At 69.6% G+C, this 22,585-nt stretch carries 22 protein-coding genes; 9 read left to right on the forward strand and 13 right to left on the reverse strand.

Annotation, left to right across the window (positions count from 1 at the left end):
• Positions 1–33: 33 nt before the first annotated feature.
• Entirely contained in the window at positions 34–504 is a 471-nt protein-coding gene (locus BLS97_RS04935; RefSeq protein ID WP_090474847.1) for a hypothetical protein, read from the reverse strand.
• A 452-nt stretch (positions 505–956) separates the two neighbouring features.
• Here BLS97_RS04935 and BLS97_RS04945 point away from each other — a divergent pair, with 452 nt between their 5' ends.
• Positions 957–1,376, forward strand: a complete 420-nt coding sequence (locus BLS97_RS04945) for a hypothetical protein (RefSeq protein WP_090474849.1) — start codon at positions 957–959, stop codon at positions 1,374–1,376.
• Positions 1,377–1,692: 316 nt separating this feature from the next.
• Here BLS97_RS04945 and BLS97_RS04950 read toward each other — a convergent pair whose 3' ends face one another.
• Positions 1,693–1,950 carry a hypothetical protein gene (locus BLS97_RS04950; protein WP_157695195.1) on the reverse strand — a complete coding sequence of 86 codons (258 nt, stop codon included), beginning with the start codon at positions 1,948–1,950 and terminating at the stop codon, positions 1,693–1,695.
• A gap of 93 nt (positions 1,951–2,043) precedes the next feature.
• On the opposite strand from BLS97_RS04950, the gene BLS97_RS04955 reads away from it, so the two are divergent.
• Together BLS97_RS04955 and BLS97_RS04960 are read left to right on the forward strand one after the other, a co-directional pair.
• A complete protein-coding gene (locus tag BLS97_RS04955; protein WP_090474851.1) occupies positions 2,044–2,928 on the forward strand; it encodes an alpha/beta hydrolase in 885 nt (294 codons plus the stop codon).
• A gap of 118 nt (positions 2,929–3,046) precedes the next feature.
• Positions 3,047–3,418 (forward strand): hypothetical protein, encoded by a 372-nt coding sequence (locus BLS97_RS04960; RefSeq protein WP_090474852.1) that lies wholly within the window; start codon positions 3,047–3,049, stop codon positions 3,416–3,418.
• A 22-nt stretch (positions 3,419–3,440) separates the two neighbouring features.
• On the opposite strand, the gene BLS97_RS04965 is transcribed toward BLS97_RS04960, so the two are convergent.
• The 6 genes from BLS97_RS04965 to BLS97_RS04990 form a co-directional block, all read right to left on the reverse strand.
• Positions 3,441–4,334, reverse strand: coding sequence for a phosphoribosylaminoimidazolesuccinocarboxamide synthase (locus BLS97_RS04965; protein ID WP_090474853.1), 894 nt, complete (start codon positions 4,332–4,334; stop codon positions 3,441–3,443).
• A gap of 9 nt (positions 4,335–4,343) precedes the next feature.
• Positions 4,344–6,395, reverse strand: a complete 2,052-nt coding sequence (locus BLS97_RS04970; RefSeq protein ID WP_090474854.1) for a M3 family metallopeptidase — start codon at positions 6,393–6,395, stop codon at positions 4,344–4,346.
• A gap of 212 nt (positions 6,396–6,607) precedes the next feature.
• Complete coding sequence (locus tag BLS97_RS04975; protein WP_090474855.1) at positions 6,608–7,945, reverse strand: MFS transporter; 1,338 nt, start codon at positions 7,943–7,945, stop codon at positions 6,608–6,610.
• 147 nt (positions 7,946–8,092) lie between these two features.
• Complete coding sequence (gene purB / locus BLS97_RS04980) at positions 8,093–9,547, reverse strand: adenylosuccinate lyase (RefSeq protein ID WP_090474856.1); 1,455 nt, start codon at positions 9,545–9,547, stop codon at positions 8,093–8,095.
• 82 nt (positions 9,548–9,629) lie between these two features.
• Positions 9,630–10,613 (reverse strand): hypothetical protein, encoded by a 984-nt coding sequence (locus BLS97_RS04985; RefSeq protein WP_090474857.1) that lies wholly within the window; start codon positions 10,611–10,613, stop codon positions 9,630–9,632.
• A complete protein-coding gene (locus tag BLS97_RS04990) occupies positions 10,610–11,137 on the reverse strand; it encodes a SigE family RNA polymerase sigma factor (RefSeq protein ID WP_090474858.1) in 528 nt (175 codons plus the stop codon). Before BLS97_RS04990 ends, BLS97_RS04985 begins: the two co-directional genes overlap by 4 nt.
• 184 nt (positions 11,138–11,321) lie before the next feature.
• On the opposite strand from BLS97_RS04990, the gene BLS97_RS04995 reads away from it, so the two are divergent.
• Positions 11,322–12,269, forward strand: a complete 948-nt coding sequence (locus tag BLS97_RS04995) for a DMT family transporter (RefSeq protein ID WP_197676413.1) — start codon at positions 11,322–11,324, stop codon at positions 12,267–12,269.
• A gap of 110 nt (positions 12,270–12,379) precedes the next feature.
• On the forward strand, positions 12,380–14,116 hold the full coding sequence (locus BLS97_RS05000; protein WP_090474859.1) for a cytochrome c biogenesis protein DipZ: 1,737 nt from the start codon (positions 12,380–12,382) through the stop codon (positions 14,114–14,116).
• Here the strand turns inward: BLS97_RS05000 and BLS97_RS22665 are convergent.
• From BLS97_RS22665 to sigK, 3 genes are all read right to left on the reverse strand, one after another.
• Positions 14,078–14,365 (reverse strand): hypothetical protein, encoded by a 288-nt coding sequence (locus BLS97_RS22665; RefSeq protein WP_157695196.1) that lies wholly within the window; start codon positions 14,363–14,365, stop codon positions 14,078–14,080. The two genes, BLS97_RS05000 and BLS97_RS22665, sit on opposite strands and share 39 nt — an antisense overlap.
• A gap of 95 nt (positions 14,366–14,460) precedes the next feature.
• Positions 14,461–15,261, reverse strand: a complete 801-nt coding sequence (locus tag BLS97_RS05005; RefSeq protein WP_090474860.1) for an anti-sigma factor — start codon at positions 15,259–15,261, stop codon at positions 14,461–14,463.
• Positions 15,258–15,908 carry an ECF RNA polymerase sigma factor SigK gene (gene sigK, locus BLS97_RS05010; RefSeq protein WP_090474861.1) on the reverse strand — a complete coding sequence of 217 codons (651 nt, stop codon included), beginning with the start codon at positions 15,906–15,908 and terminating at the stop codon, positions 15,258–15,260. The genes BLS97_RS05005 and sigK overlap by 4 nt, the downstream gene beginning before the upstream one ends.
• A gap of 260 nt (positions 15,909–16,168) precedes the next feature.
• On the opposite strand from sigK, the gene BLS97_RS05015 reads away from it, so the two are divergent.
• A complete protein-coding gene (locus tag BLS97_RS05015; protein ID WP_090474862.1) occupies positions 16,169–17,911 on the forward strand; it encodes a molybdopterin-dependent oxidoreductase in 1,743 nt (580 codons plus the stop codon).
• 76 nt (positions 17,912–17,987) lie between these two features.
• Positions 17,988–18,590: an HAD family hydrolase gene (locus BLS97_RS05020; RefSeq protein WP_090474863.1), complete on the forward strand. Its 603-nt coding sequence runs from the start codon at positions 17,988–17,990 to the stop codon at positions 18,588–18,590.
• Between the two features lie 52 nt (positions 18,591–18,642).
• Here the strand turns inward: BLS97_RS05020 and BLS97_RS05025 are convergent, their stop codons facing one another.
• Positions 18,643–18,825 carry a hypothetical protein gene (locus BLS97_RS05025; protein ID WP_090474864.1) on the reverse strand — a complete coding sequence of 61 codons (183 nt, stop codon included), beginning with the start codon at positions 18,823–18,825 and terminating at the stop codon, positions 18,643–18,645.
• A 215-nt stretch (positions 18,826–19,040) separates the two neighbouring features.
• On the opposite strand from BLS97_RS05025, the gene BLS97_RS05030 reads away from it, so the two are divergent.
• Positions 19,041–19,730 (forward strand): HAD-IA family hydrolase, encoded by a 690-nt coding sequence (locus BLS97_RS05030; RefSeq protein WP_197676414.1) that lies wholly within the window; start codon positions 19,041–19,043, stop codon positions 19,728–19,730.
• Positions 19,731–19,746: 16 nt separating this feature from the next.
• On the opposite strand, the gene BLS97_RS05035 is transcribed toward BLS97_RS05030, so the two are convergent.
• Positions 19,747–20,913 carry a pyridoxal phosphate-dependent aminotransferase gene (locus BLS97_RS05035; RefSeq protein WP_231988363.1) on the reverse strand — a complete coding sequence of 389 codons (1,167 nt, stop codon included), beginning with the start codon at positions 20,911–20,913 and terminating at the stop codon, positions 19,747–19,749.
• A gap of 133 nt (positions 20,914–21,046) precedes the next feature.
• On the opposite strand from BLS97_RS05035, the gene BLS97_RS05040 reads away from it, so the two are divergent.
• A complete protein-coding gene (locus tag BLS97_RS05040) occupies positions 21,047–22,561 on the forward strand; it encodes a M14 family zinc carboxypeptidase (RefSeq protein WP_090474865.1) in 1,515 nt (504 codons plus the stop codon).
• The last annotated feature ends 24 nt before the right edge of the window (positions 22,562–22,585 follow it).

The following is a 22,585-nucleotide window of genomic DNA, read 5'->3' on the forward strand; positions in this document are numbered from 1 at the left end:
TCCACCATCGCCCCGGGCCGGGTCGCGTGCAACCTAACGGCGACCGATGACGACCTCCCCAGGCTGGTTGGTGCCGAGGCAGAACGTCGCCGTCGGACAGGACAGCAGGTCGGGGCCGATGCCGCTCGGCGTTGGCGTCAGGCCCGCCCAACCGGTCCCGTCGTACGTCGTGGTGGCCGGGAGGTCGTAGTAGTTCAGCTCGTAGCCGACCGCGACACACAGCGTCGCCGACACACACGAAAGGGAGCTGACGGCGTACTGCGGTGCGCCCGGGTCGACCGCCCACACGGTGGTCCAGGTGGCTCGATCGAATCGGAAGACGACACCATTTCCATCCACCGCCAAACAGAACGCCGACGACGGGCACGTGATCGAGGCGACGGGTGCCACGGTCGGCACGGGCCGGGCCGCCGACCAGGTCGCGCCATCGAACCTGCTGACCTGACCGCTCTTGGTGACCGCGACGCAGGAGTCGGTCGCCGGGCAGGCGATGAGTGAGCCCACTCCCCCGCCGGTGAGCGCAACCGGCGCCGACCAGGCCGTGCCGTCGAAGGTTGCCCTGCGCGGAGCGCGGCACCACCCGGGCGGCGGTGTCGATCGCCGCACAGAAGGCCGCTGCCGCACACGAGACCTGGGCCAACGGCGAGGATCCATCGACCACCTCCGGCGTGCTCCAGGCGACACCGTCGAAGGTCACCGCATGTCCGGTCGTGTCGACCGCGACGCAGAAACGGTCCGTCGCACAGGAGACCGAGGTCAGGTCTTGATGGTCATCGACGAGCGCGGGCGCAGCCCAACTGGTTCCGTCGAACGCAATCGCATCCCCGGCCTGGTCGACCGCGACGCAGAAGGTCCCCGACACGCACGACACGGCCGTCACGCCGTTCGCGGCATCGAAGACCACCGGGACGCCCCAACCGCTGCCGGTCAGGGCCACCCGGACTCCGGCCGCTGTCGTGACGGTGCATCGATCGGCCGCCGGACAGGACACCAACAACAGGCCGGTCACGCCGTCGCCGATCCCGGACGGGTCGCCCCACGCTTCACCGTCGAACGTCGACGCGACACCACTGCTGTCGACGGCGACGCAGAAGGTCGCTGATCCACAGGACAACGAAGTGAAGCTTCTTGCCGTCGGCAGCGTGCTCGACGGAACCCAGCGACCGGCGATCAGCACCGCGGTCAGACCGGAGGAAGACAGGGCGACACACGACGACTCGGAGGTGCAGGACATCTCGATGCGGTCGGCCGATGATGTCCGGGTGAACAAGGACGTCGCCGTCCAGCTGTCGTTCTGGAATCGATACGCCTTTCCGGCCACCCCGGCCTCGCACACGTTCACGGCGGGACAGCTCAGGTCCCACACCGTCTGCTGACCGTCGATCTGATCGAGCCCGGCCACGCTCACGAGTCCGCCACCGCGCAGAATCGCGGTCTGACCACCCCAGCCGACGATCATGCAGAAGTCCGTGGTTGCACAGGACACACTCCCGGCGGGGCCGTACAGAGCCCCCGGCAGCACATCGATGGCCGGTGACCAAGACGTTCCGTCGAACGTGCGCACGCTCTGGTAACCGTCGAAGCCCACGCAGTACGTGGCCGACACACAGGACACCGACACCAGGTGGGCCGGGGCCGACGTGAATCGATGCGAGGTCCAGGTCGTCCCGTCGAACGTGAAGTAGTGGGCGCTCATGTCGACGGACAGACAGAAATTCGACGACGGGCAGGAAAGCGCGCTGGGGTACCCCACCGTTGCTCCACCGCACCGGCGTCCGTGAAGACCGGCCGAACGGCCGACGTGAAGTAGCCGACGACGTCCACCAGCAACTGCACCGATCCGGTGCTGTCGTTGAACAGCCTGACCTTCCCGTCGGGCCCGATCGGGACCACGGCCAGATTCGGCACGTCCCGGCCCGGAGCCTGATTCACATTCGACACCAGTGGCATGGGTGAACCGTCGGCCCAGATCTTGCACATTGCGAAGCATTTGCGCCAGACCAACCCGAATGAACGACCCAACACCTTGCGCGTCTTGGGTCCATGGGGATCAATCGACGGACATTCATTCTGAGCGGGGCGGGCGCGGCGGTGGTCGCGGTGGGCGGCGGGGCCGGCCTGGTGGAGGCCGGCGTCTTGCCGGGGAAGGCTCGGCTCGACGCATTCCTGAGCCTGGACGGCGGGTCGGGCACGGTGCCCGACATCGCGTCCGGACCGATCGTGTCCGGCACCTTCCGGTCCGCGGCCCGCCGCACCACCGTCGGCTACTCGATCGTGCGTCCGCCCGGCCACACCGGCGCTCTGCCCATGGCGGTGGTGCTGCACGGGAAATCGGTGGATCACACGGACGCGGTGAACGGCATGCACTACGACAAGTTCCTCGCGGCGGCGACCCAGAGCGGCACTCCACCGTTTGCGCTGGTCACGGTGGACGGGGGGAACACCACCTACTGGCACCGGCGGGCCAGTGGCGACGATCCGTTGACCATGATCCGGGACGAACTGCTGCCCATCGCCGCGGCCAACGGCCTGCGCACGGGCCGCATCGGCGTCACCGGGTGGTCGATGGGTGGCTACGGGGCTCTGCTGATCGGCGGGCAGCTGGGCACGCGACGGGTGGCCGCCGTCGCCGCCGTCTCCCCGGCCATCTTCGCCGACTACGCGTCGTCCTCGGCCGGCTCGTTCGACAGCGTGGCCGACTTCAGGGCCAACGACCCGCGGAACGACCCGGGCGCGCTGGACGGCGTCGACGTGTTCATCGACTGCGGCACCGACGATCCGTTCGCCGATCAGGCGCAGCAGATGCGCTCGATGCTGCATCCGACCCCGGCCGGCGGCATGGGCCGGGGGGCTCACACCAGCGCCTACTGGACCCGGGTCACGCTCGACCAGATGCAGTTCCTGGGCCGGAGCCTTGCTGCCGTTTGAGATCCCGCCCGCGGTGAGAGGCCAGCGGCGTCAGTAAGTCGTCAAGATTTCCCCGGCGCCCGTCAAGATCTGGCCGTGACTCTCGACTCCCCCGGCGACCCGGGCCTGCAATGAAGCCATGACCGCACCCCGCACCGAACCCATGCCGACCGGGATCGCCTGCGGCGTGGGATTTGTCGGGGCCATCGTGGGGACGATCATTGCAGTGGCCTGCCGGTCCACCCACGATCCGATCCTGGCGTTGATACCGCTGGGCGCGGTCACGGCGGCGACGTCAGCGGCGACCACCTGGATCGGCGGTCTGGCCGCGGCCTGGATGTGCTGGCTGCTCGACTCCGGATTCGTGGTCGGCCGCACCGCCCAGCTGACCTTCGGGCCGTCGGCCGGGGCGGCCGCCCTGGTCCTGGTCATCGTGGCCGTGATGGCCGGCAGCGCAGGTCGCCTGTACCGGCGCCGTCGTCAGCGGGTTTCGACCGGCCGGCTCCTGTAACGAAGGACCGGGACCGCCACGGTCAGCTGATCCAGTCGCCGAACGAACGGCCCGACACCTTCTCGTAGGCCTGCAGGTAGCGGTCGCGGGTGGCGGCGACCACATCGGTGGGCAGTGGCGGGGGCGGGGCGTCCCCGCGGCGATCCCAACCGGATTCGGACGAGGTGAGCCAGTCCCGGACAAACTGCTTGTCGTACGACGGCTGCACCCGGCCGGCCTGGTAGCCCTCGGCCGGCCAGAAGCGCGACGAGTCCGGGGTCAGGACCTCGTCACCCAGCACCAGGTCGCCGCCGGCCGCGCCCAGGGCGAAGCCGAACTCGAACTTGGTGTCGGCCAGGATGATCCCCCGGGTCGCGGCGTGGTCGGCCGCAGCCGCGTAGATGGCCAAGGTGGTGTCGCGCAGGCGCTCAGCCAGGTCGGCACCGGCCGTGCGGCGGACGGTCTCGAAGGTGATGTTCTCGTCGTGCGAGCCCAGTTCCGCCTTCGCGGCCGGGGTGAAGATCGGCGTCTCCAGCTTCGAGGACTCGACCAGTCCGGGCGGAAGAGCCACCCCGCACACCGCTCCGGTGGCGCGGTAGTCGATCAGACCGGACCCGGTCAGATACCCGCGGGCGACACATTCGATCGGCACCATCTCCAGCCGCCGGACCAGCAGCGCCCGGCCCCGGACCTGCGCCGGGATACGGGGATCGTCCACCGCCACCACGTGGTTGGGTACCACGTCGGCCAGCAGTTCGAACCAGAACATGCTCATCGCGGTGAGGATCGCGCCCTTGTCCGGGATCGGCGTCGGCAGCACGAAGTCGTAGGCGCTGATGCGATCACTGGCCACCATCAGCAGCAGTTCGTCGTCCACCTCGTACAGATCGCGGACCTTGCCCGACGCCAGATGCGGATAGTCGCTCAGTTTCGCCACCGCAACAGGTTAACCGCCGACCGGCATCAGTCCGCGCCGCCGCAGGAGCGGCTCCAGTTCGGCATCACGACCCCGCACGGCCCGGAACGCGGCGAGCGCGTCGACCGAGCCGCCCACGGACAGCAACCGTGCACGGAAGATGTCGCCGTTGGCCCGCGTCATGCCGCCGTTCTCCCGGAACCACTCGACGGTGTCGGCGTCGAGCACCTCGGACCAGATGTAGGAGTAGTAGCCGGCCGAGTAGCCGCCGGCGAAGATGTGCTGGAAGTAGGTCGTCCGGTACCGCGGGGGGATCAGATCCATGGCCAGACCGGCCTTCTCCAGTGCCGCCGCCTCGAACCCGACGGCGTCCGTGATGACCTCGTCGGCGCCGATGCGATGCCACGCCTGGTCGAGCATCGTGGCTGCCAGGTATTCGACGTTGCCGAATCCCTCGCCCCACAGCTTGGCGGCCTCCAGGGACTCGACGACCGAGGCCGGGAGCACCTCGCCCGTCTCGACGTGCACCGCGTAGTTGGCCAGCACTTCCGGCCAGCGGGCCCACATCTCGTTGACCTGACTGGGATATTCGACGAAGTCGCGGGGCACGCTGGTGCCGGACAACCGCGGGTAGACGACATCGGAGAAGAGCCCGTGCAGAGCGTGGCCGAATTCGTGGAACAGGGTGTCGACCTCGTCCAGGGTCAGGAGCGCCGGGGCACCCTTGGCCGGTCGGGTGACATTGAGATTGTTGACCACGACGGGCTGGGCATCCAGCAGCGCGGCCTGTTCGACGAACGAATTCATCCACGCACCACCACGTTTGCCCTCGCGGGCGAAGAAATCCCCGAGATAGAGACCGATGGCACCTCCGTCGGCATTGCGCACCTCCCACACCCGGACGTCCGGGTGGTACCCGATGAGATCGGGTCGGGGCGTGAACGTCACGCCGTACACCGCGCCCGCGGCGAAGAAGACGCCGTCGTGCAGCACCTTCTCCAACGCGAAGTACGGACGGAGAGCTGCGGTGTCCACGGAATACCGTTGGGCCCGAACCCGTTCGGCGTAGAACTGCCAGTCCCACGCGGCCAGCTCGACACCGTCGGCGGCGGCCTCGGCGGTCAGGATCTCCGCCTCGGCCCGAGCCTGGGCGAGGGCCGGCGCAACGAGAGCGGTCAGCATCTCGTCGACCGCGGCACTGGTCTTCGCCGTCTGGTCGGCCACCATCGCATCCGCGTGGGTGGCGAATCCGAGCAGGGCCGCCCGTCGCGCCCGCAGGGCGGAGATCTCCACGGCCACCGGGGAGTTGTCGAACTCCCCGGAGGACGCGCGGTTGACCGAAGCCTGGAACAACCGGCGGCGCACGTCCCGGTTCCTCAGGGTCGACATCAGCGGCTGGCCACTGGGCAGGATCAGGGGGATCAGATAGGAACCCTCGTGCCCGCGTTCGGTCGCTTCGGCGGCGGCCCCGGCGATCTCGGCCTCGCTCAGTCCGTCGAGTTCGGCCAGGTCGGTGAGCACGAGGGATGCCGCTTCGGTGGCGGCCTGAAGGTTCTGCTGGAAGCGGGTGGACAGCCGGGAGATCCGCTCGTTGAGGTCGCGGAGCTCCGCGTGGCCCTCGGTCGAGAGCCGCGCACCGGCCAGGACGAAGTCCAGATGATAGCGATCGAGCAGCGCCTGTTCCTGCCCCGACAAGGGCTCGCCGGCCGCGACCACGGCGTCGATCCGGGTGAACAGTTCCGGATTCAACCGGATCCGGTCGCTGTGCGCGGCCAACCGGGGCGCGAATTCCGTCTCCACCTCCCGGATCTCCGGGGTCGACGCGGACGACACCAGGTTGAAGAACAGATAGGCCGCCCGGGAGAGCAACCGACCGGAGCGCTCCAGCGCGACCAGGGTGTTCTCGAACGTCGGGGGTTGGTCGTCGGCCACGATCGCCTCGATCTCGGCCAACTGTTGCGCCATGCCCGCTTCGAAGGCCGGTGCGAAGTGCTCGGCTCGCACGTCGGCGAACGGCGGCAGGCCGAACGGCAATGTGGAGGGCTCGGCCAGCGGGTTGGCGGTGAGGGGAAAGTCCGTCATGGGACCAGTGGATCACAGGCCGGACCGGGGTCGGCCGGTGGCTCAGGTGAACCGGGCCGTGCTTCTCGCCGCCGACTCCGGCCCAGCGATCCGGGAGCTGAGCTCCGTCCCCGCCGCGGGACCGACCGGATCGACGGACTCAGAATCGAGCGTCCTGTCGAACAAGGTTAGGCTAACCTACAGATGATCAAAGGGCAAGCGCCCCGGCGGCGTCAACCAGTGGATGCGCTCCGGCCACGGAGCGCGTACCAACCGGCGGCGGCGGTACCGAGACAGAGCAGCGCGGCACTGAGCCCCAACGATGTGTGCACACCGATCGCCGCCCCGAGAAGGCCTACGGTGAAACCACTCCCGGCCCGCAGCCCGTTCGCCGAGACGCCGTACACACCGAGCACCTGGCCGCGTTGACCCGGGGGCGCGAGCAGCTGGACCACCGTCTGACCGATCGACATCGACGCCAGGTTGGCCGCCCCGCCGATGAGCAACATCAGCAACGCCATCAGGTACGACGAGGTGATGGCGAAGTACAGAGTGGTCAGGCCGTAGACCGCCGTGCTGACCACGGCGGCTCGGACCGACGGCCGGATCCGGCCGGTGGCCTCCAGCAGCACACCCCCGATCACGCCCCCGACCCCGTTGGCGAAGAGCAGGGCACCGTAGGCCAGCCCGGACGAGCCGGCGCTCAGGTCACTGGCGAAGATCGGCATGGAGCTCTGGATCGACGCTCCGACGAAGAACGAGGCCAGACCGCCCAGCACGATCATGCTCACCATCGTGTGATTGCTGCGCAGCTCCTTGAACACGCGGAGCGAGCTGATCAACCCCAGCCGGACCCTGGGCACCACCCCGTCCCGGGTGTGGCCGGTGAACTTGGTCCGGAACAGGAACAGGGTCAACGGGAGGTAGAACGCGACGTTGGCGAAGATGCCGGCCGTCGGACCGAGTCCGAGCAGCAGCGCCGAGCCGACCACCGGCCCGAACAGCACCCCGAGGCTACGGAACGTGGCGTTGAGCCGGACCGCGCTGGGTAGTTCGTCGTGGCCGACGAAGTCGTGCAGCATCAGTTGCTCCCCGGGACCCCACAGCGAACCGGCGCATCCGTGCAACACCAGCAGCACACAGGCCTCCCAGACGTGCAGGGAGCCGGTGAGGAACAGGATTCCCCAGGTCACCGATACGGCCATGAACAGCACCTGCGCGGCCTGGATCAGGCGTCGGCAGTCGTGGCGGTCGGCCAGCCCGCCGAAGTAGACCGAGAACAACAGGAACGGCACCCAGTGACTGATCACCTGGAACCCGGTCAGAGCCGGGGAGTGGAACTTCTCCCACAGCACCCAATAGGTGATGACGTGTTCGATGTTGTCGGCCATCATGGCCAGGGCGGCACCGAAGAGATAGGGCCGGCAATCACGGTTCCGCAGGGCAGCGAACTTGCGCACCGCCGCGGACGGCGCACCCGAGACGGGCCGCGGGGCCGATACCGGCGTGGCGACCTCGGGCGCACCCACCGGATCGGGGGTGTGGGTGGGGCTGCCACAACTGGCGCACATGATGAGCGCTCCTCGCCGACGTCGCTGGTCGCACCGACGCGGGTCGTCGCCGGAGGTGATGGCGAGACAGTCTCCTGCCTCGTGGTTCCTGCCTTCTTCTGGAGCCGGGGCTCGGCGTCCGCCGGGAGCGGTGGACGCGGGGACTCGCTAGAGGATCGCCCCCGGCGAATACCTGGCCGCCTCTGGGTGCTCGGCCGTGACGACCGCAATCTTGCCCAGGACCGCCGCCACCTGAGCCGACGCCACTCCGGTGAACGAGAGCGGGTCGGCCAGCAGCGCATCCAGGTCGGCCTGCGACAGCGGCAACCGCTCGTCCGCGCCGAGCCGCGCCGTCAGGTCGTTCTCGGTCTGGCCGGTCTCGCGCATGGCCAGGGCCACGCCGACCGCGTGCTCCTTGATCGCCTCGTGAGCGGTCTCCCGCCCGACGCCGGCCCGCACCGCACTCATCAGCACCTTCGTGGTGGCCAGGAACGGCAGATAGCGCTGCAGCTCGCGGTCGATGACGGCCGGGTAGGCCCCGAAGTCCTCCAGGACGGTCAGGAACGTCTCCAGCAGACCGTCGATCGCGTAGAACGCGTCGGGCAGCGCGATCCGCCGGACGACGGAGCAGAACACGTCGCCCTCGTTCCACTGCGCCCCGGAGAGCTCGGCCGTCATCGAGGCGTAGCCGCGCAGGATCACGGCCAGCCCGCACACCCGCTCGCACGAACGGGCGTTCATCTTGTGTGGCATCGCCGACGATCCGACCTGTCCCGGCTGGAAGCCCTCGGTGGCCAGCTCGGCCCCGGCCATCAACCGAATGGTGGTGGCCAACGACGCCGGGCCGGCAGCCAGTTGCACCAGCGCCGAGACCACCTCGTAGTCGAGGGATCGGGGATAGACCTGGCCCACGCTGGTCAGCACCGGTGTACCGGCCCCGGCCACCTCGGCCACCACCTGGGCCTCGAGGCGATCCAGCGCGTCCACCGATCCGAGCAGGTCGAGCATGTCCTGCGCGGTGCCGACGGGACCCTTGATGCCCCGCAGCGGATACCGCTCGAGCAGCGAGGAGATGCGCTGGTAGGCCAGCAACACCTCGTCGGCCGCAGATGCGAAGCGCTTGCCGAGAGTGGTCGCCTGGGCCGGAACGTTGTGCGAACGTCCGGCCATGGTCAGTTCGGCGTACTCGCCGGCCCTGGTCCCCAGATGCGCGAGCAGGGCCACCGTGCGATCGCGGACCAACCGCAGGGACTGGAGGATCTGGGCCTGCTCGACGTTCTCGGTCAGGTCCCGGCTGGTCATACCCTTGTGGATCTGCTCGTGGCCGGCCAGGTCGTTGAACTCCTCGATCCGCGCCTTCACGTCGTGCTTGGTGACCCGCTCACGGGCCGCGATCGACGCCAGGTCGACCCGATCGATCACCGCTTCGTAGTCGGCCAGAACCTGGGGATCGACGGGGAGCCCGAGACCGGACTGGGCCCGCAAGACGGCCAGCCACAGACGGCGTTCGGCGACGATCTTGTTCTCGGGTGACCAGATGGCCACCATCTCCGGCGAGGCATAGCGCCCGGCAAGGACGTTGGCGGTCGGGGTCGGCGGCACGGTGACGGTCACGCACGTCATTCTCCCAGGCCCGCGGACCCGATCCGAACCGCGTGCCCAGGCGGGAATCGGCCGCCGTCGGGGGCGCGGAAGGGGGCAGCGGTCAGTCCATCACCTTGACGACCGCGCGCCCGGCCGAAACCAGCCGGTCGACGGTGATCGCCGAGTCGGACCGGGCCGGCGTCAGGTACACCTCGTACCCGTTGCCGTACACCCAGACCGCCACCCGTCCGGACACTGAGCGGTAGGCGCCCGACGTGCCGGCGACGGCTCGGCAGGTCACCGGCTGGACCTTCGCGCAGGACGCGACGGGCGCCCGGCGCAGGTTCACCAGGACGTCGGCGGCGGAGCCGGACGACAAGGGGACGGAGTTCTGGCCACTGCTCGTCTCACAACCGTCCACGACCTCGACCCGCAACGAACTCTCGGCGATCGCGGTGCGCACCGCAGCGATCGTCTTCGCGGGCAGGGCCGGGCAGGCAGTTTTCGTGGGCGCTGCGGCCGATGACCCCGGCCGCGCGGAGGCCGAGCCCCATGACGCCGCTGAGGACGAGGACGCTGCCGCCCCTCCGGCTGCGGGGGACCCCGCTGGAGCGGAGGACGCTGCAGCCGCTCCGGCCGAGCCGTTCGACTGGTTCGAGCGGCTCGACTCCTGGTCGGACCGGTACCCGCCACTGGCCGGGGCAGACGCGGCCGCACTGCCCGCAGCGGCAGCGCTGGATCCGGCCGGTGCCACGCCGGCGGCGAGGTCGGACCGCGTCGAGGACGCGACGGCGGCAACGTAGTCGCTCGATGCAGCTGTACTGGTGCTCGATGAGGTACCACCGATCCGCGAGCCGACCAGCACGACCACGGTGGCCACGGCCGCCGCGACGGCGATGTTCCGGAGAATCCGGAACCGGCGGATCCGGCGATCGACACCGGCCCTGACCTCGGCCTGCCCGAGCTTCACGACGCGCAGCGGTGACACCTCCGACGGCGGTGCGTCCGCGGTGAGCGCGGCGAAGAGGTCGGTGAGGGCCTGGTGATCGTGCGCCGAGATGTTCTCTGACGCGTCGTCGTCCGGCCGCTTCTTGTCGTCCGTCATCGCCCTTCACCTCCTCTCCCGTTGCCTGATTCGCCGACGCTCTGCAGCGCCGCCTTCAGCGCAGCGAGGCCCCTGGCCGTCTGCGACTTCACGTTTCCCTCCGAACAACCCAGCGCGGCCGCCGCCTGGGCGACATCGAGTCCTTCGAAGAACCTCAACACCAGAGTGGCTCGCTGACCTGAGGGCACGTGCTCGAGGGCCTGCTGGACGAGCTCTCGATCGGCCACCACCGACGCGATGTCGAACGAGTCGGTCGTCTCCGGCAGGATCTCGACCGCCTTCTCGCGCCGCCACGGCCGGCGTGACTCGTCGACGGTGGCCCGCACCAGACACGACCGGACGTAGGCGTCCAGCGCCCCGTGGTCCCGGATTCGATCCCACGCTCCGTACAGCTTGACGAAGGCGATCTGCGTGAGGTCGTCGGCGCGGTGCCAATCTCCGCACAGCAGGTAGGCCGTCCGTCGGACATGATCGCGACGCGCAGTGACGTACCGGGAGAACGCAGCATCCTCCTCGGGTCCCACGCGGAACCTCCACTCGACAGAAGAGACGGATCGGGCAGACCTGCCGGTTGCATGGGATGACGGATCTCCCCGGTCCAGCATTGTTCCCTACGGCCCGACGGGTTGGCCGCGGTTCGCGCGGGGCGGCCGTGTCGATCGGGTAACCACTCGCGACACCGGTCGCGATCTGACAGCATGGCCAGTCGTGTCCACCGCCGGTTCGTCGTCCGCGGGGCCGGTGGACCGATCGAGCCCCACCACCATGCTGGCGCTGATCGGCCTGCTCACGGTGGCCGCCACCTGGGGGTCCAGTTTTCCGCTGACCAAGAGCCTGCTGCAGCGGATGACCCCGCTCAACTTCCTGGCCGTCCGGTTCACCATCGCCGGCGTGCTGATGCTGGTCGTCTTCTTCCCGTTCGTCCGGGCCCTCTCGCGGCGCTCGTTGTGGCGCGGGGTCGTCCTGGGCGTCACCTACGGGATCGCGCAGATCGTCCAGACCACCGGGCTGGCCCACACGTCAGCCAGCGTGAGCGGGTTCATCACCGGGATGTACGTGGTGCTGACGCCGATCTGCGCGGCCGTCCTGCTGCGCACCCCGATCGGCCGGCGCGTCTGGGCCGGCGCCGGCCTGGCCACCGTCGGGCTGGCGATCCTGGCCCTGTCCGGCTTCCACGTCGGCTTCGGCGAGGCGATCACCCTGGCCTCGGCTGTCATCTATGCCCTGCACATCATCGGCCTGGGCGTCTGGTCCACCGGACGGACGGCCATCGGCCTGGCCGCCGTGCAGATCGCCAGCGTCGGTCTGGTCAGCCTGATCGCCGCGACCATCGCCGACCCGGGCGGTCTGACCCTCCCCGGCGACGCCTTCGACTGGGTGGCGCTGCTGTACATGGCGATCATCTCGGGGGCCATCGCGATGATCGTGCAGACCTGGGCCCAGGCCCACCTCGCGCCGTCCCGGGCCGCCATCATCATGTCGACCGAGCCGGGGTGGGCCGCGCTGTTCTCCATCACATTCCTGGGTGAACCGTTGACCTGGCGGATCGCTGTTGGCGGCGGGCTGATGCTCGCCGCGATGGTGATCGTGGAAACCGGACCACGTCCGCCGACCCACGCCCCGCACCCGGACGAACTGCCGAAACTGGCGGCCTGACGCTTCTTACCGATTCCTGACGACCAGGCCCGGCCCCTCCGGCCGGGCGGGCCGGCGACGTACCGTTCCGACGTGGACGAGCCCGTCCCCCGCGTCCTCGGAGGTCGAAGGTGTTCACCCTGCTGCTGATCGGCCTCCTGGGCGGTGCGATCACGGGTGTGTCCCCGTGCGTGTTGCCCGTCCTGCCGGCGGTGTTCCTGGCCGGCGGCACGCGGCGTGCGCTGTCACCGCAGCCGACCGGTACGACCGCCGCGCCGGTTCCGGCGACGCCGGGGGTCGGGCGGCGGCGGCCCTACTGGGTGGTGGCCGGGCTGGCGCTGAGCTTCGGCTTCTTCACGTTGTCGGGCACGCTGATCCTGGCCGCGCTCCATCTCCCGCAGGGCCTGATCCGTTGGACCGGACTGGTTCTGCTGGTGCTGATGGGGATCGGGATGATCTTCCCGGCGGTGGAGTCGGTTCTCGAACAGCCCTTCGCGCGGATCCCGCAGCTGAAGATCTCGGCCGGCGGTCACGGCAATCGGGCCGGTTTCGTGTTGGGACTGGCGCTCGGCGCGGTCTACGTGCCGTGTGCGGGGCCGGTGTTGGCACCGATCATCGTGGCCGGGGCAACCGGGCACATCGGGACGCCCACGGTTGTGCTGACGGTGGCCTTCGCCGTCGGCACCGCGATTCCGCTGCTCTTCTTCGCCCTGGCCGGTCGCCGCGTGGCCGAGCGGGTCCGGGTGTTCCGCACCCGGCAGCGAGGGCTTCGGATCGGGGCCGGGGCGGTCGTGATCGCGCTGGCCGTCGCGCTCGCCTTCAACGTGACCGATTTCCTGCAGCGGGTCGTTCCCGACTACACCAGCAGCCTCGGCACCGCGGTGGGGGCCGACGTGGCCGACAAGGCGGCGGTCGAACCGGACAACCCGGCCTTCGACCTGTGCTCACAGGATCTGCGAGCCGTTCTGCTCGGGTGCGGACCCGCTCCCGAGATCGCCGGGATCTCGCAGTGGTTCAATACCGCAGACAACGCCCCGCTGAGCATTTCCGGCCTGCGGGGCAAAGTGGTTCTGGTCGACTTCTGGGCCTACTCCTGCATCAATTGCCAGCGCGCCATTCCCCATGTGAATGCCTGGTATGCGGCATATCGGGCCGCCGGACTGGAGGTGATCGGGGTGCACACCCCGGAATACGCCTTCGAGCACGAGGCGGCGAATGTGGAGGCCGGGGCCGAACGGCTCGGTATCACCTACCCGGTCGCCCTGGACAACGACTACGCCACCTGGGACAACTACAGCAATCAGTCGTGGCCGGCCGATTACCTGGTCGACGCCACCGGGCAGGTCCGGCACATCTCGGTCGGCGAGGGCCGCTACGCGGCCACCGAAGCCCTCATCCGGCAATTGCTGCAGACGGCGCATCCGGGCATGCAGCTCCCGGCGCGGACCGTCGTCGACGACGACACCCCGATCTCCGAGGATCAGACACCGGAGACCTATCTGGGCGCGGCCCGGGCCCAGAATTTCGTCGGACGACCGGCCCTGTCCGCCGGAACCAGGATCTACCGGACCCCGGCCACGGTGGCCGCCGATTCGTTTGCCCTGGCCGGAATCTGGAATGTGAACGACGAATCGATCACCGCCGCCGGCCGCAGCACGATCACGCTCGACTTCACAGCCCAGGACGTCTACCTGGACGTCGGGGGCCACGGCACGATCACCACCACCGCGAACGGGAAGACGAGTTCCCAACCGGTGTCCGGGGCGCCGAACATCTACACGGTGATCCACCAGGACAAGGATCGACGCGGCACGGTGACGGTGTCCCTGTCAGCCGGATTGAGTGCGTACTCCTTCACCTTCGGCTGATTCGATCGGCGAATTGCGGTTCGCCGATTGTTCCGGGATGTACGGCAGCCCGGCCGTCACCGGCCGGGCCAACCGCCGGATGTGATTCTCGCCGACGACCTTCTGTATCTTCCCGTTCGGGTGACAGACGAGCAGAAATTCAACGCCCATCCGGCGCAGATCATCCGCTAGCCCGAGCAGATCACCGTCCGGTCGCAATGACCGCAGCTCGCTGCGAAGTTCGTCATTTCCCGTCGAATCCATGGCCACTCACCAACCCTGTCGGTGCGTCTTTGCGAGTCCACCCGACCTCTTGATTTCAGTGAACCAAAGGCCGGGTGACCCCGCAACAAGAGGCGGCCTGATCAGGCGGTGAGCGGAACCACCCACAGTGGCGAGGTGGTCGGCTTGGCCGACCCCCCGTCCGGCTCGACGGTCACGGCCACGGCCGTGTCACCGACGTGCACCGGCATACCGACCTTCCCGTAGGTGCCGTCGGCCTGCTTGGTCACGATGCCGGCTGACGTCGGGGTCGCCCCCTTGATGACCCACATCTGGTAGACCTTGCCCGACGGCGGGTCGGCCATCGGAGGCATCTGCACCACGGCGGCATTGCAGGAACCGGCGATGGTGACGGTGCCACCGGCGGATGCTCCGACCGTCGGCTTCTCCACGGTCTTGTCCGCGGCCGCGGCGACGCAGGCGATCGCCGATGGCGGCTGCGACCTCCCGGAGAGGGCCAGGGTCGTCCCGCCACCGACCACCAGCACCGCGGCGGCCGCCGCGAGCAACGCCTGCGGACGGCGGTACCAGGGCCGCCGGAGCGGGATGACGGTGGCCGACCCCCCATCCGGCTCCGGGATGCCGACGGCGGTGGTCGGGGCCGGGGCGGACTCGGCCGTGTGCCGGTGCCGTCCGGCGGAATCCTCGGTCAGCGGCGGAAGTTGAGGCGTCTGGGCCACCGCCGCCATCACCGAGCGGCGCAGGCCGGCCGGTGGGGCCTGAGCCACCGAGCTGCCCAGGATGGCCGCTGTCTGCAGGAAGCTGGCGAGTTCGTCCACGCAGGTCGGGCAGGTCCGAAGATGATCGGCGTACTCGGCCGCTTCGTCGTCGGGCAGCGCACCGAGCGCCATGGCGCCGGTGTTGAGGTGCTGGTCGGTGGTCATGCCTCTACTCCCAAGCAGTCACGCAGACGGATCATGCCGTCCCGCAACCGGGTCTTGATGGTCGGAAGTGGCGTCGAGAGCAGTTCGGCTACCTCACGGTAGGTGTAGCCGCTGTAGTACGCCATCGTGATGGACTCGCGCTGGAGCTCGGTGAGGGTCTTGATGCACTTCTGCACCGCTTTTCGTTCGAAGGCCGACTCCACGGCGTCGACCACGGAATCGATCTCGATCTCGTGGGACGCGTGGGCGACCTTCAACTCACGATCCGACGACGCCTGGGCCGAACGGACACGGTCGACCGACCGCGCATGGGTCAGCGTCATCACCCAGGAGGCGGCCGACCCGCGGTCCGGGTCGAACCGGCTGGCCCGGCGCCAGATCTCCAGAAAGACCTCCTGCGCGACTTCCTCGGCCTGGCTGGGACTACGGACGATCCGGCGGGCCAGGCCGAAGACCCGAGCGGCGAAGGCGTCGTAGAGCCCTTCGAATGCCCGTTCGTCGCCAAGAGCGGTGCGGCGCAACAAATCCTCGGGTGACGATCCGACGGGGTCCAGGTCGGAGGCGCCATCCGTATCCGCATCCCGGTGCGGCTCCGGCACGGTGGGCACCGATGACAATCCCCGCGGCAGCGGGCCGGTTGCTGACATGTGGACGTTCCTTCGTTTCGGACCACCGGCGGAGGAGGCCCGGCCGGGCTCCCGCAGTGGTGTCAAGCAGTCATTCGCCGCCGACGCCGTCGCGGATGGCCCGGGCCGACTCACTGCTCCAGCCCCGGCGTGGCAAGTCTTACCGGTGTCTTACCGATCCGTTCCGGCGGTGCCGCTTTCACCTTCTTCACAGGGGCCAGGATCAGGATCGGAGCGTCATCCGGCCCATCCGGAACCGGACGCAGAACCGAAGGACACGCATGACCACCACATCCCGTCCGACCTCGAACGACCGCCCGGCCGGCCGCGGCACCCGCCCGCCGGTCTGGCAGCCTGGATTCCTGTCCGCGGCACTGATCGGCCTGGTGGCCATGGGACTGGCCATCGGCATCGCCGAGTTGGTCGCCGCCGTCGGGACCTGGCTCGGGTTTCTCTCCGCCGGCGCATCGCCGATCACGTCCCTGGGCAACACCTTCATCCACCTGACGCCCGAGTGGCTCAAGGAATACGCGATCCGGACGTTCGGCCAGAACGACAAGACGGCCCTGCGGGTCGGCATGTACGTCACTCTGGCGCTGGTGGCCATGCTCATCGGTCTCGTGGGCCGGCGCAGCCCGCGCATCGCGGCCGGCGCCACCGTGCTGCTGGTGCTGGTCACGATCGGCGCCGTCTTCAGCAACAGCGGTACCGGAGCCTTCGACGCCCTGCCCATCATCCTCGGCGGCGCGGCCGGGGTGTACCTGCTGGTCACCGCCTTCCGGCGTACCGTGGCGCCGGAATTCCTCGAAGCTCCGACCGCGGACGCCGCCCCACCGGCGACGACCGAGCCGCCCGTGGCCGCCAGAGACACCGCCCGTGATGGCTGGTACGACGCGAAGCCCGAGACCTCGGGCGAGCGTCACCCGATGGCTCTGGCCGGCCGCCCCGCGAATCGCCCGGGAATGGATCGCCGGCAGTTCTTCCGGCTGGCCGGAATGGGTGCCGCCGTCGCCGTCGTGACGGTCGCCGTCTCCCGGTGGATCCCCAGTACCGCGCAGGTCATGGCCAGCCGGGCCAACGCGGTGGTCCCGGTCCCGACCTCCAAGCAGACCATCCCGGCCGACGTCGACTTCAAGATCAACGGTCTGACGCCGTACGCCACCCCGACCGGGTCCTTCTACCGCGTCGACACCGCGTTCGTGCCGCCGAACGTGACCACCCAGGAGTGGGGCCTCCGGATCCACGGGATGGTCGACAACGAGATCACCATCGACTACGCCGACCTGATCGCGCGGCCGCAGATCGAACGGGACATCACCCTGACCTGCGTCTCGAACCCGGTCGGTGGCGACCTGGCCGGCAACGCGACCTGGATCGGCACCCGCGTCGACACCCTCCTCAAGGAGGCCGGCCCCCGCAGCGGCGCCGACTGCGTGCTGTTCACCAGCAAGGACGGCTTCACCCAGACCGCGCCGCTGGACGCTCTGACCGACGGCCGGGACGCGATCCTCGCCGTGGCGATGAACGGCGAGGTGCTCCCGATCGAGCATGGTTTCCCGGTGCGCATGGTGGTGCCCGGCCTGTACGGCTACGTCTCAGCCTGCAAGTGGATCGTCGACATGAAGGTGTCGCGATTCGCCGACGAGAGCGCCTACTGGACCCAGCGCGGTTGGTCCGAGCGGGGCCCGATCAAGACGGCGTCCCGCATCGACGTCCCCAAGGGTTTCGCCCAGCTCCCCGCGGGCGAGGTCACCGTGGCCGGGGTGGCCTGGGCCCAGCACCGCGGCATCAACAAGGTCGAGGTCCGGATCGACGACGGACCGTGGGAAGCCGCCCAACTGGCCGGCGACGCCTCGGTCGACACCTGGCGCCAATGGAAGTACGTCTGGACGGCCACCGCCGGGACGCACACCGTGCAGTCCAGGGCCACCGACGGGACCGGCACCGTCCAGACCGCGACCGTGCGGGACGTCCTGCCCGACGGGGCCTCCGGGTACGACTCCCGGAGCATCGTCGTCACGTGATCCCGGACGGTCAGGCCGCGGACGCGACCGCACCCCGAGCGACGGCCGTCGTCTTTGCGCTGGGAGGATCACCGGCATGATCAAGTGGGTGGTGTTCGACCTCGGCGACGTCCTGCTGGCCCGGACGAAGGCGTTGCCGGACCTGGCCGCCCTGTTGGGCGTCGACGAACACCGCTTCACCGACGCGTACTTCACCTATCGGGCGCACTACGACCTGCACACCGATCCGGTGGCCTTCTGGACCAGCGCGGCGGCGCACGCCGGGGCCGCGGAACCCGATGCCGCGCTGATCGCCGAACTGGTCCGGATCGACGACCTCGGGTGGAGCGTGGTGAACCCGGAGACCGGACAGTTGCTGGACGACCTCCACTCGAGCGGCGTCGCGCTGGCCGTGTTGTCCAACGCGCCGTCCTCGATGGGTCGATTGATCGAATCGCAGAGCTGGGCCGACAAGTTCGATCACCTGCTGTTCTCCGGTGACCTGCAGCTGTCCAAACCCGACCGGCAGATCTACCGGCACCTGCTCGAGCGGCTGGGCGCCGAAGCCGCCGAGGTGGCCTTCCTCGACGACCGGGCCGACAATGTGGACGCCGCGTCGGCGGCCGGCATCAATGCCCGGCGCTTCACCACGGCGGCGCAGGCCCGCGCGGACCTGCGTGCGCTCGGCCTCCCCGTCTGACTCGGCGCGGGCGCACCGACCCGGCGTCAGTGCATCCGGAGAGATCCGGCGCTCACCGGCGGTTGCTGATCGAGCGACGGTTGCGGCCGGCCACGGCCGCCACGGCGTAGACGCCGCCGGCGATCAGGGCGATCCACAGCACGGTGTGGACCAGGAAGCCGAAGACGGCTCCGATGATGCTGAACGCGATCCAGACCACGACGATCGCGCCGATGACTTTCAGGACCTTTTCCATGACTCTCTCCGACTTCCGCTGATTCGTCTCGCGCGGGCCAGTCGGCCCGAGCTGATGAGTCCACCCTGCCGCACATCGGACGCGAACACCTCCGGTGTCGACCCTGAAGTTCGGTTCGGGGTAAGCCCTGACGCGCGGCCCGCGGGTGCGCAAACTCTCACCGGCCGGACACCTCTCGACGTCGATCGGCCGCGCGCGTTTCCTACACTGGTCCAGTGACCGAACCGACACCGACCGATGCCGCAGGAAGGTCCGGACCAGCCATTTCGGACCGGACGTTCGACGCCGTGCTGTTCGACATGGACGGCACGCTGGTGGATTCGACCCCGGCCGTCGAGCGGTCCTGGGCGATCTGGAGCATCGAGTACGGCATGACCAGGTCGGCCCTGGAAGCCGGGCACGGCCAGCCGGCCTCGCAGCTCGTCCGCTCGCTGGTGGCCGACCACCAGGTCGACGAGGCCATGTTGCGGATCGCCGAGCTCGAACTGGCCGACGTGCATGACATCACGATCCTGCCCGGGGCGGCCGAGCTGCTCTCGACCATGCCGGCCGATCGGGTCGCCATCGTCACCTCGGCCACCCGCGCCCTGGCCACCGCCCGGATCGCCGCCGCCGGGTTGACCGCCCCCGCGGTCGTCGTCACCTTCGACGACGTGTCAAACGGCAAGCCCGACCCGGAACCGTTCCTCATCGGGGCCGCCCGTTTGGGTGTCGACCCGGCGCGGTGCCTGGTCGTCGAGGACGCGCCGGCCGGCATTGCCGCCGGCCGGGCGGCCGGGTGCATGACGCTGGCGGTGACCACGACGAGCACCCGCGAGGAACTGGACGCCGATCTGGTCGTGGACCGCCTGACCGAGGTGTCCATCGTGCGGGGGGCGGACGGCTACTCGCTGCTGGTCGGCTGACCGTCGGCCGACCGGATCAGCCGCGACGCAGGAACTCCCCGAGCGCTTGGAGCCCGCCGGTGACGGTGGACGTGGCACCGGCGAAGGACATCCGGATCGACCTCGCTCCGTCGATCTGGTCGAAGTCGATGCCTGGTGCCACGGCCACGCCGGCCTCGTCGAGGAGCCGAACACCGAAGGCCTGGGCGTCGTCGGTCAGGTGTGAGATGTCGGCGTAGACGTAGAACGCGCCGTCGGCCGGGGCCAGCCGCGTGATGCCCAGCCCGGTCAGCCCGTCGAGCAGCAGCTGCCGATTCTGGCGGTAGCGGGCGACGTGACCGTCACATTCGTCGTAGGCGTCGAACGCACTGATCGCCGCATACTGCGCGAGCGCCGGCGGGCAGATCGCCATGTTGCCGGCGATGGCGTCGACCGGCTCGGCCAGATCGGCTGGCACCAGCATCCAGCCGAGGCGCCAGCCCGTCATCGAGAAGTACTTGGAGAAGGAGTTCACCACGAATCCGTGACGGTCGGTCGACCAGCTGCAGGCCGGGTCCCCGGTGTAGTTGATCCCGTGGTAGATCTCGTCGGAGATCAGCCGGATCCCCTGCTCGGCGCAGAAGGTGGCCAGGCCGGCCAGCTCGTGCGGGGCCAGCACGGTGCCGGTGGGGTTGGCCGGCGAGGCCACCACCAGCCCGTCCAGGCCGAGGTCGGCGATCATCGCCACCGTCGGCTGGTAGCGGGTGTGCGGGCCGCACGGCAGGTCGACCACCTCACAACCCAATGCCTGCAGGATGTTCCGATAGGCCGGATAGCCGGGACGGGCCAGACCGACCCGATCGCCGACGTCGAACGCGGCCAGGAAGGCGAGCAGGAACGCACCCGAGGAACCGGTGGTGACGAACACGTCGGCCGGATCGACGTCCAGCCCGTAGCGGACCCGGTAGTGCCCGGCGATCGCCGCCCGCAACGGGGCGATGCCCGGGGTCTCGGTGTAACCGAGGACCTGGTGCTCCAGCGCGGTCCGGGCGGCGGCCAGCACCGGGGCCGGGGCCGGGGTCGAGGGCTGGCCGGCGGTCAGGTTGAACACCCGGGCCCCGGTCTCGGCCCGACGGGCCGCGGCGGCCAGCACCCGCATCACGTGGAATGGGGCGACGGCCGCGCGGGCGGCCGGGGCGAAGGAGATCGGCTTGTCCTGGGTCACCCCGACATCCTCCGTCACGTTCTGCGACGAGCGCGACACCCCGGGTCCACCACGGCATGAAATCCACGTGGCCCGCCCTCCCCGGCCGGCCTTCCGGCTACTCTTCCGGCGTGTCACAAGGGGAGATGCCTTGATGTCCATCAACCGCACCACGGTCCGATCGCTGGCCCTCGCCGGGGCGATCGCCGGATCCGTGCTGCTCGGCGGGACGACCGCCACGGCGGCTCCGGCCGGGCGGACCGCCCCGGTGTCCACGGTCATGCCCTCCGAGGTCACCACCTCCGCGATGGCGGCATCCACGGTCACCGGCGTCCGGCAGAGCAGGATCATCGGCTACAGCCGCCAGCACCGGGCCATCGTCGCGGACGAACTCGGCAACCCGGCCGCCCCGTTCAAGGCGTTGGTCGTGGGCAGCATGCACGGCTACTACGAGCGCGCGGGCGAACAGGTGGTGGCCGCGATCAAGCAGGCGGCCATACCCAAGAACCTGGACCTGTGGGTCATCCGCACGATCAACCCCGACGGGGACGTGCTGCACCAGCGTGGCAATGCCGCCGGCGTGGACCTGAACCGCAACTTCCCGTTCCGCTGGGCCTACATCGCACCGACGGCGAGCAAGTTCAACTCGCACTACTCCGGACCGTCACCGCTGTCCGAGCCGGAGTCCCGGGCCATGTACAACTTCCTCAACACGCTCCGGCCCAACCGGGTGGTGTCCCTGCACCAGCCGCTGGACGCGGTCGACACGACCGACGGCGGCGCGCGCGACATCGCGTTCCGCACCGCGCTGGCCAGGAACCTCGGCCTGCCGGCGGAGCCTCTGGTGTGCTGGAGCGTGTGCCACGGATCGATGACCGGCTGGCTGACCAACACTCAGCGCGGAGCCGCCATCACCGTCGAGTTCGGCCCCAACCCGTCGTCGGCCTATCTGACCGGGACGGCTGCGCGCGGCATCATCGCGGCCCTCGACGTGGGCGTTGGGCCGTACGTTCCGCCCTCGGTCCGCGGCGACGTCAACACGTTCAGGGCGTCGTCGTCCGGTCTGCTGCTCTCGGGGTGGGCCTACGACCCCGCCCGCCCGGCCGCGTCGACCACGGTGGCCGTCACCATCGACGGCAAGCTGGCCCGGGTCACCACGGCCGAGCTGAACCGGCCCGATGTCGACGCCGCCTTCCGCATCACCGGCCGGCACGGCTACTGGATCAACCTGGTCCTGAGCCGGGGGCGCCACACGGTCTGCGTCACGGCCAGGCCGGTGAGCGGCAGTGATTCGACACCACGTTCGCTGCTGCGGTGCGTGGCCATCACGGCGCCCCAGGTTCTGATGCAGGGGCGGGCCGCGCCGGCGGTCGTCGCCCGATCCGGCGGAGTGGTCTCACTGAGCGGGTGGGCGCTCGACCCGTCCCACCCGCTGTCGCCCAGCAGTGTGCGGGTCGCCGTCGACGGGAAGCCGACCGCCGCCTTCGTCACGACGACCATCCGGGCGGACGTCAATGCCGCCTGGCACGCCACCGGACGTCACGGGTTCCAGGTGAGGGTCACCGTACCGGCGGGACACCACCTGGTGACCGTCACCGCGGCCGGGCCTTCGGCCGCGGTCGCCTCGGCCACCATCGGGCAGCAATGGCTGGTGATCCCCGCAGGCTGAGCCGCCCGGGTCGCACGCCGCCGG

The sequence above is a fragment of the Nakamurella panacisegetis genome (assembly GCF_900104535.1).
Classification (GTDB): Bacteria; Actinomycetota; Actinomycetes; order Mycobacteriales; family Nakamurellaceae; genus Nakamurella; species Nakamurella panacisegetis.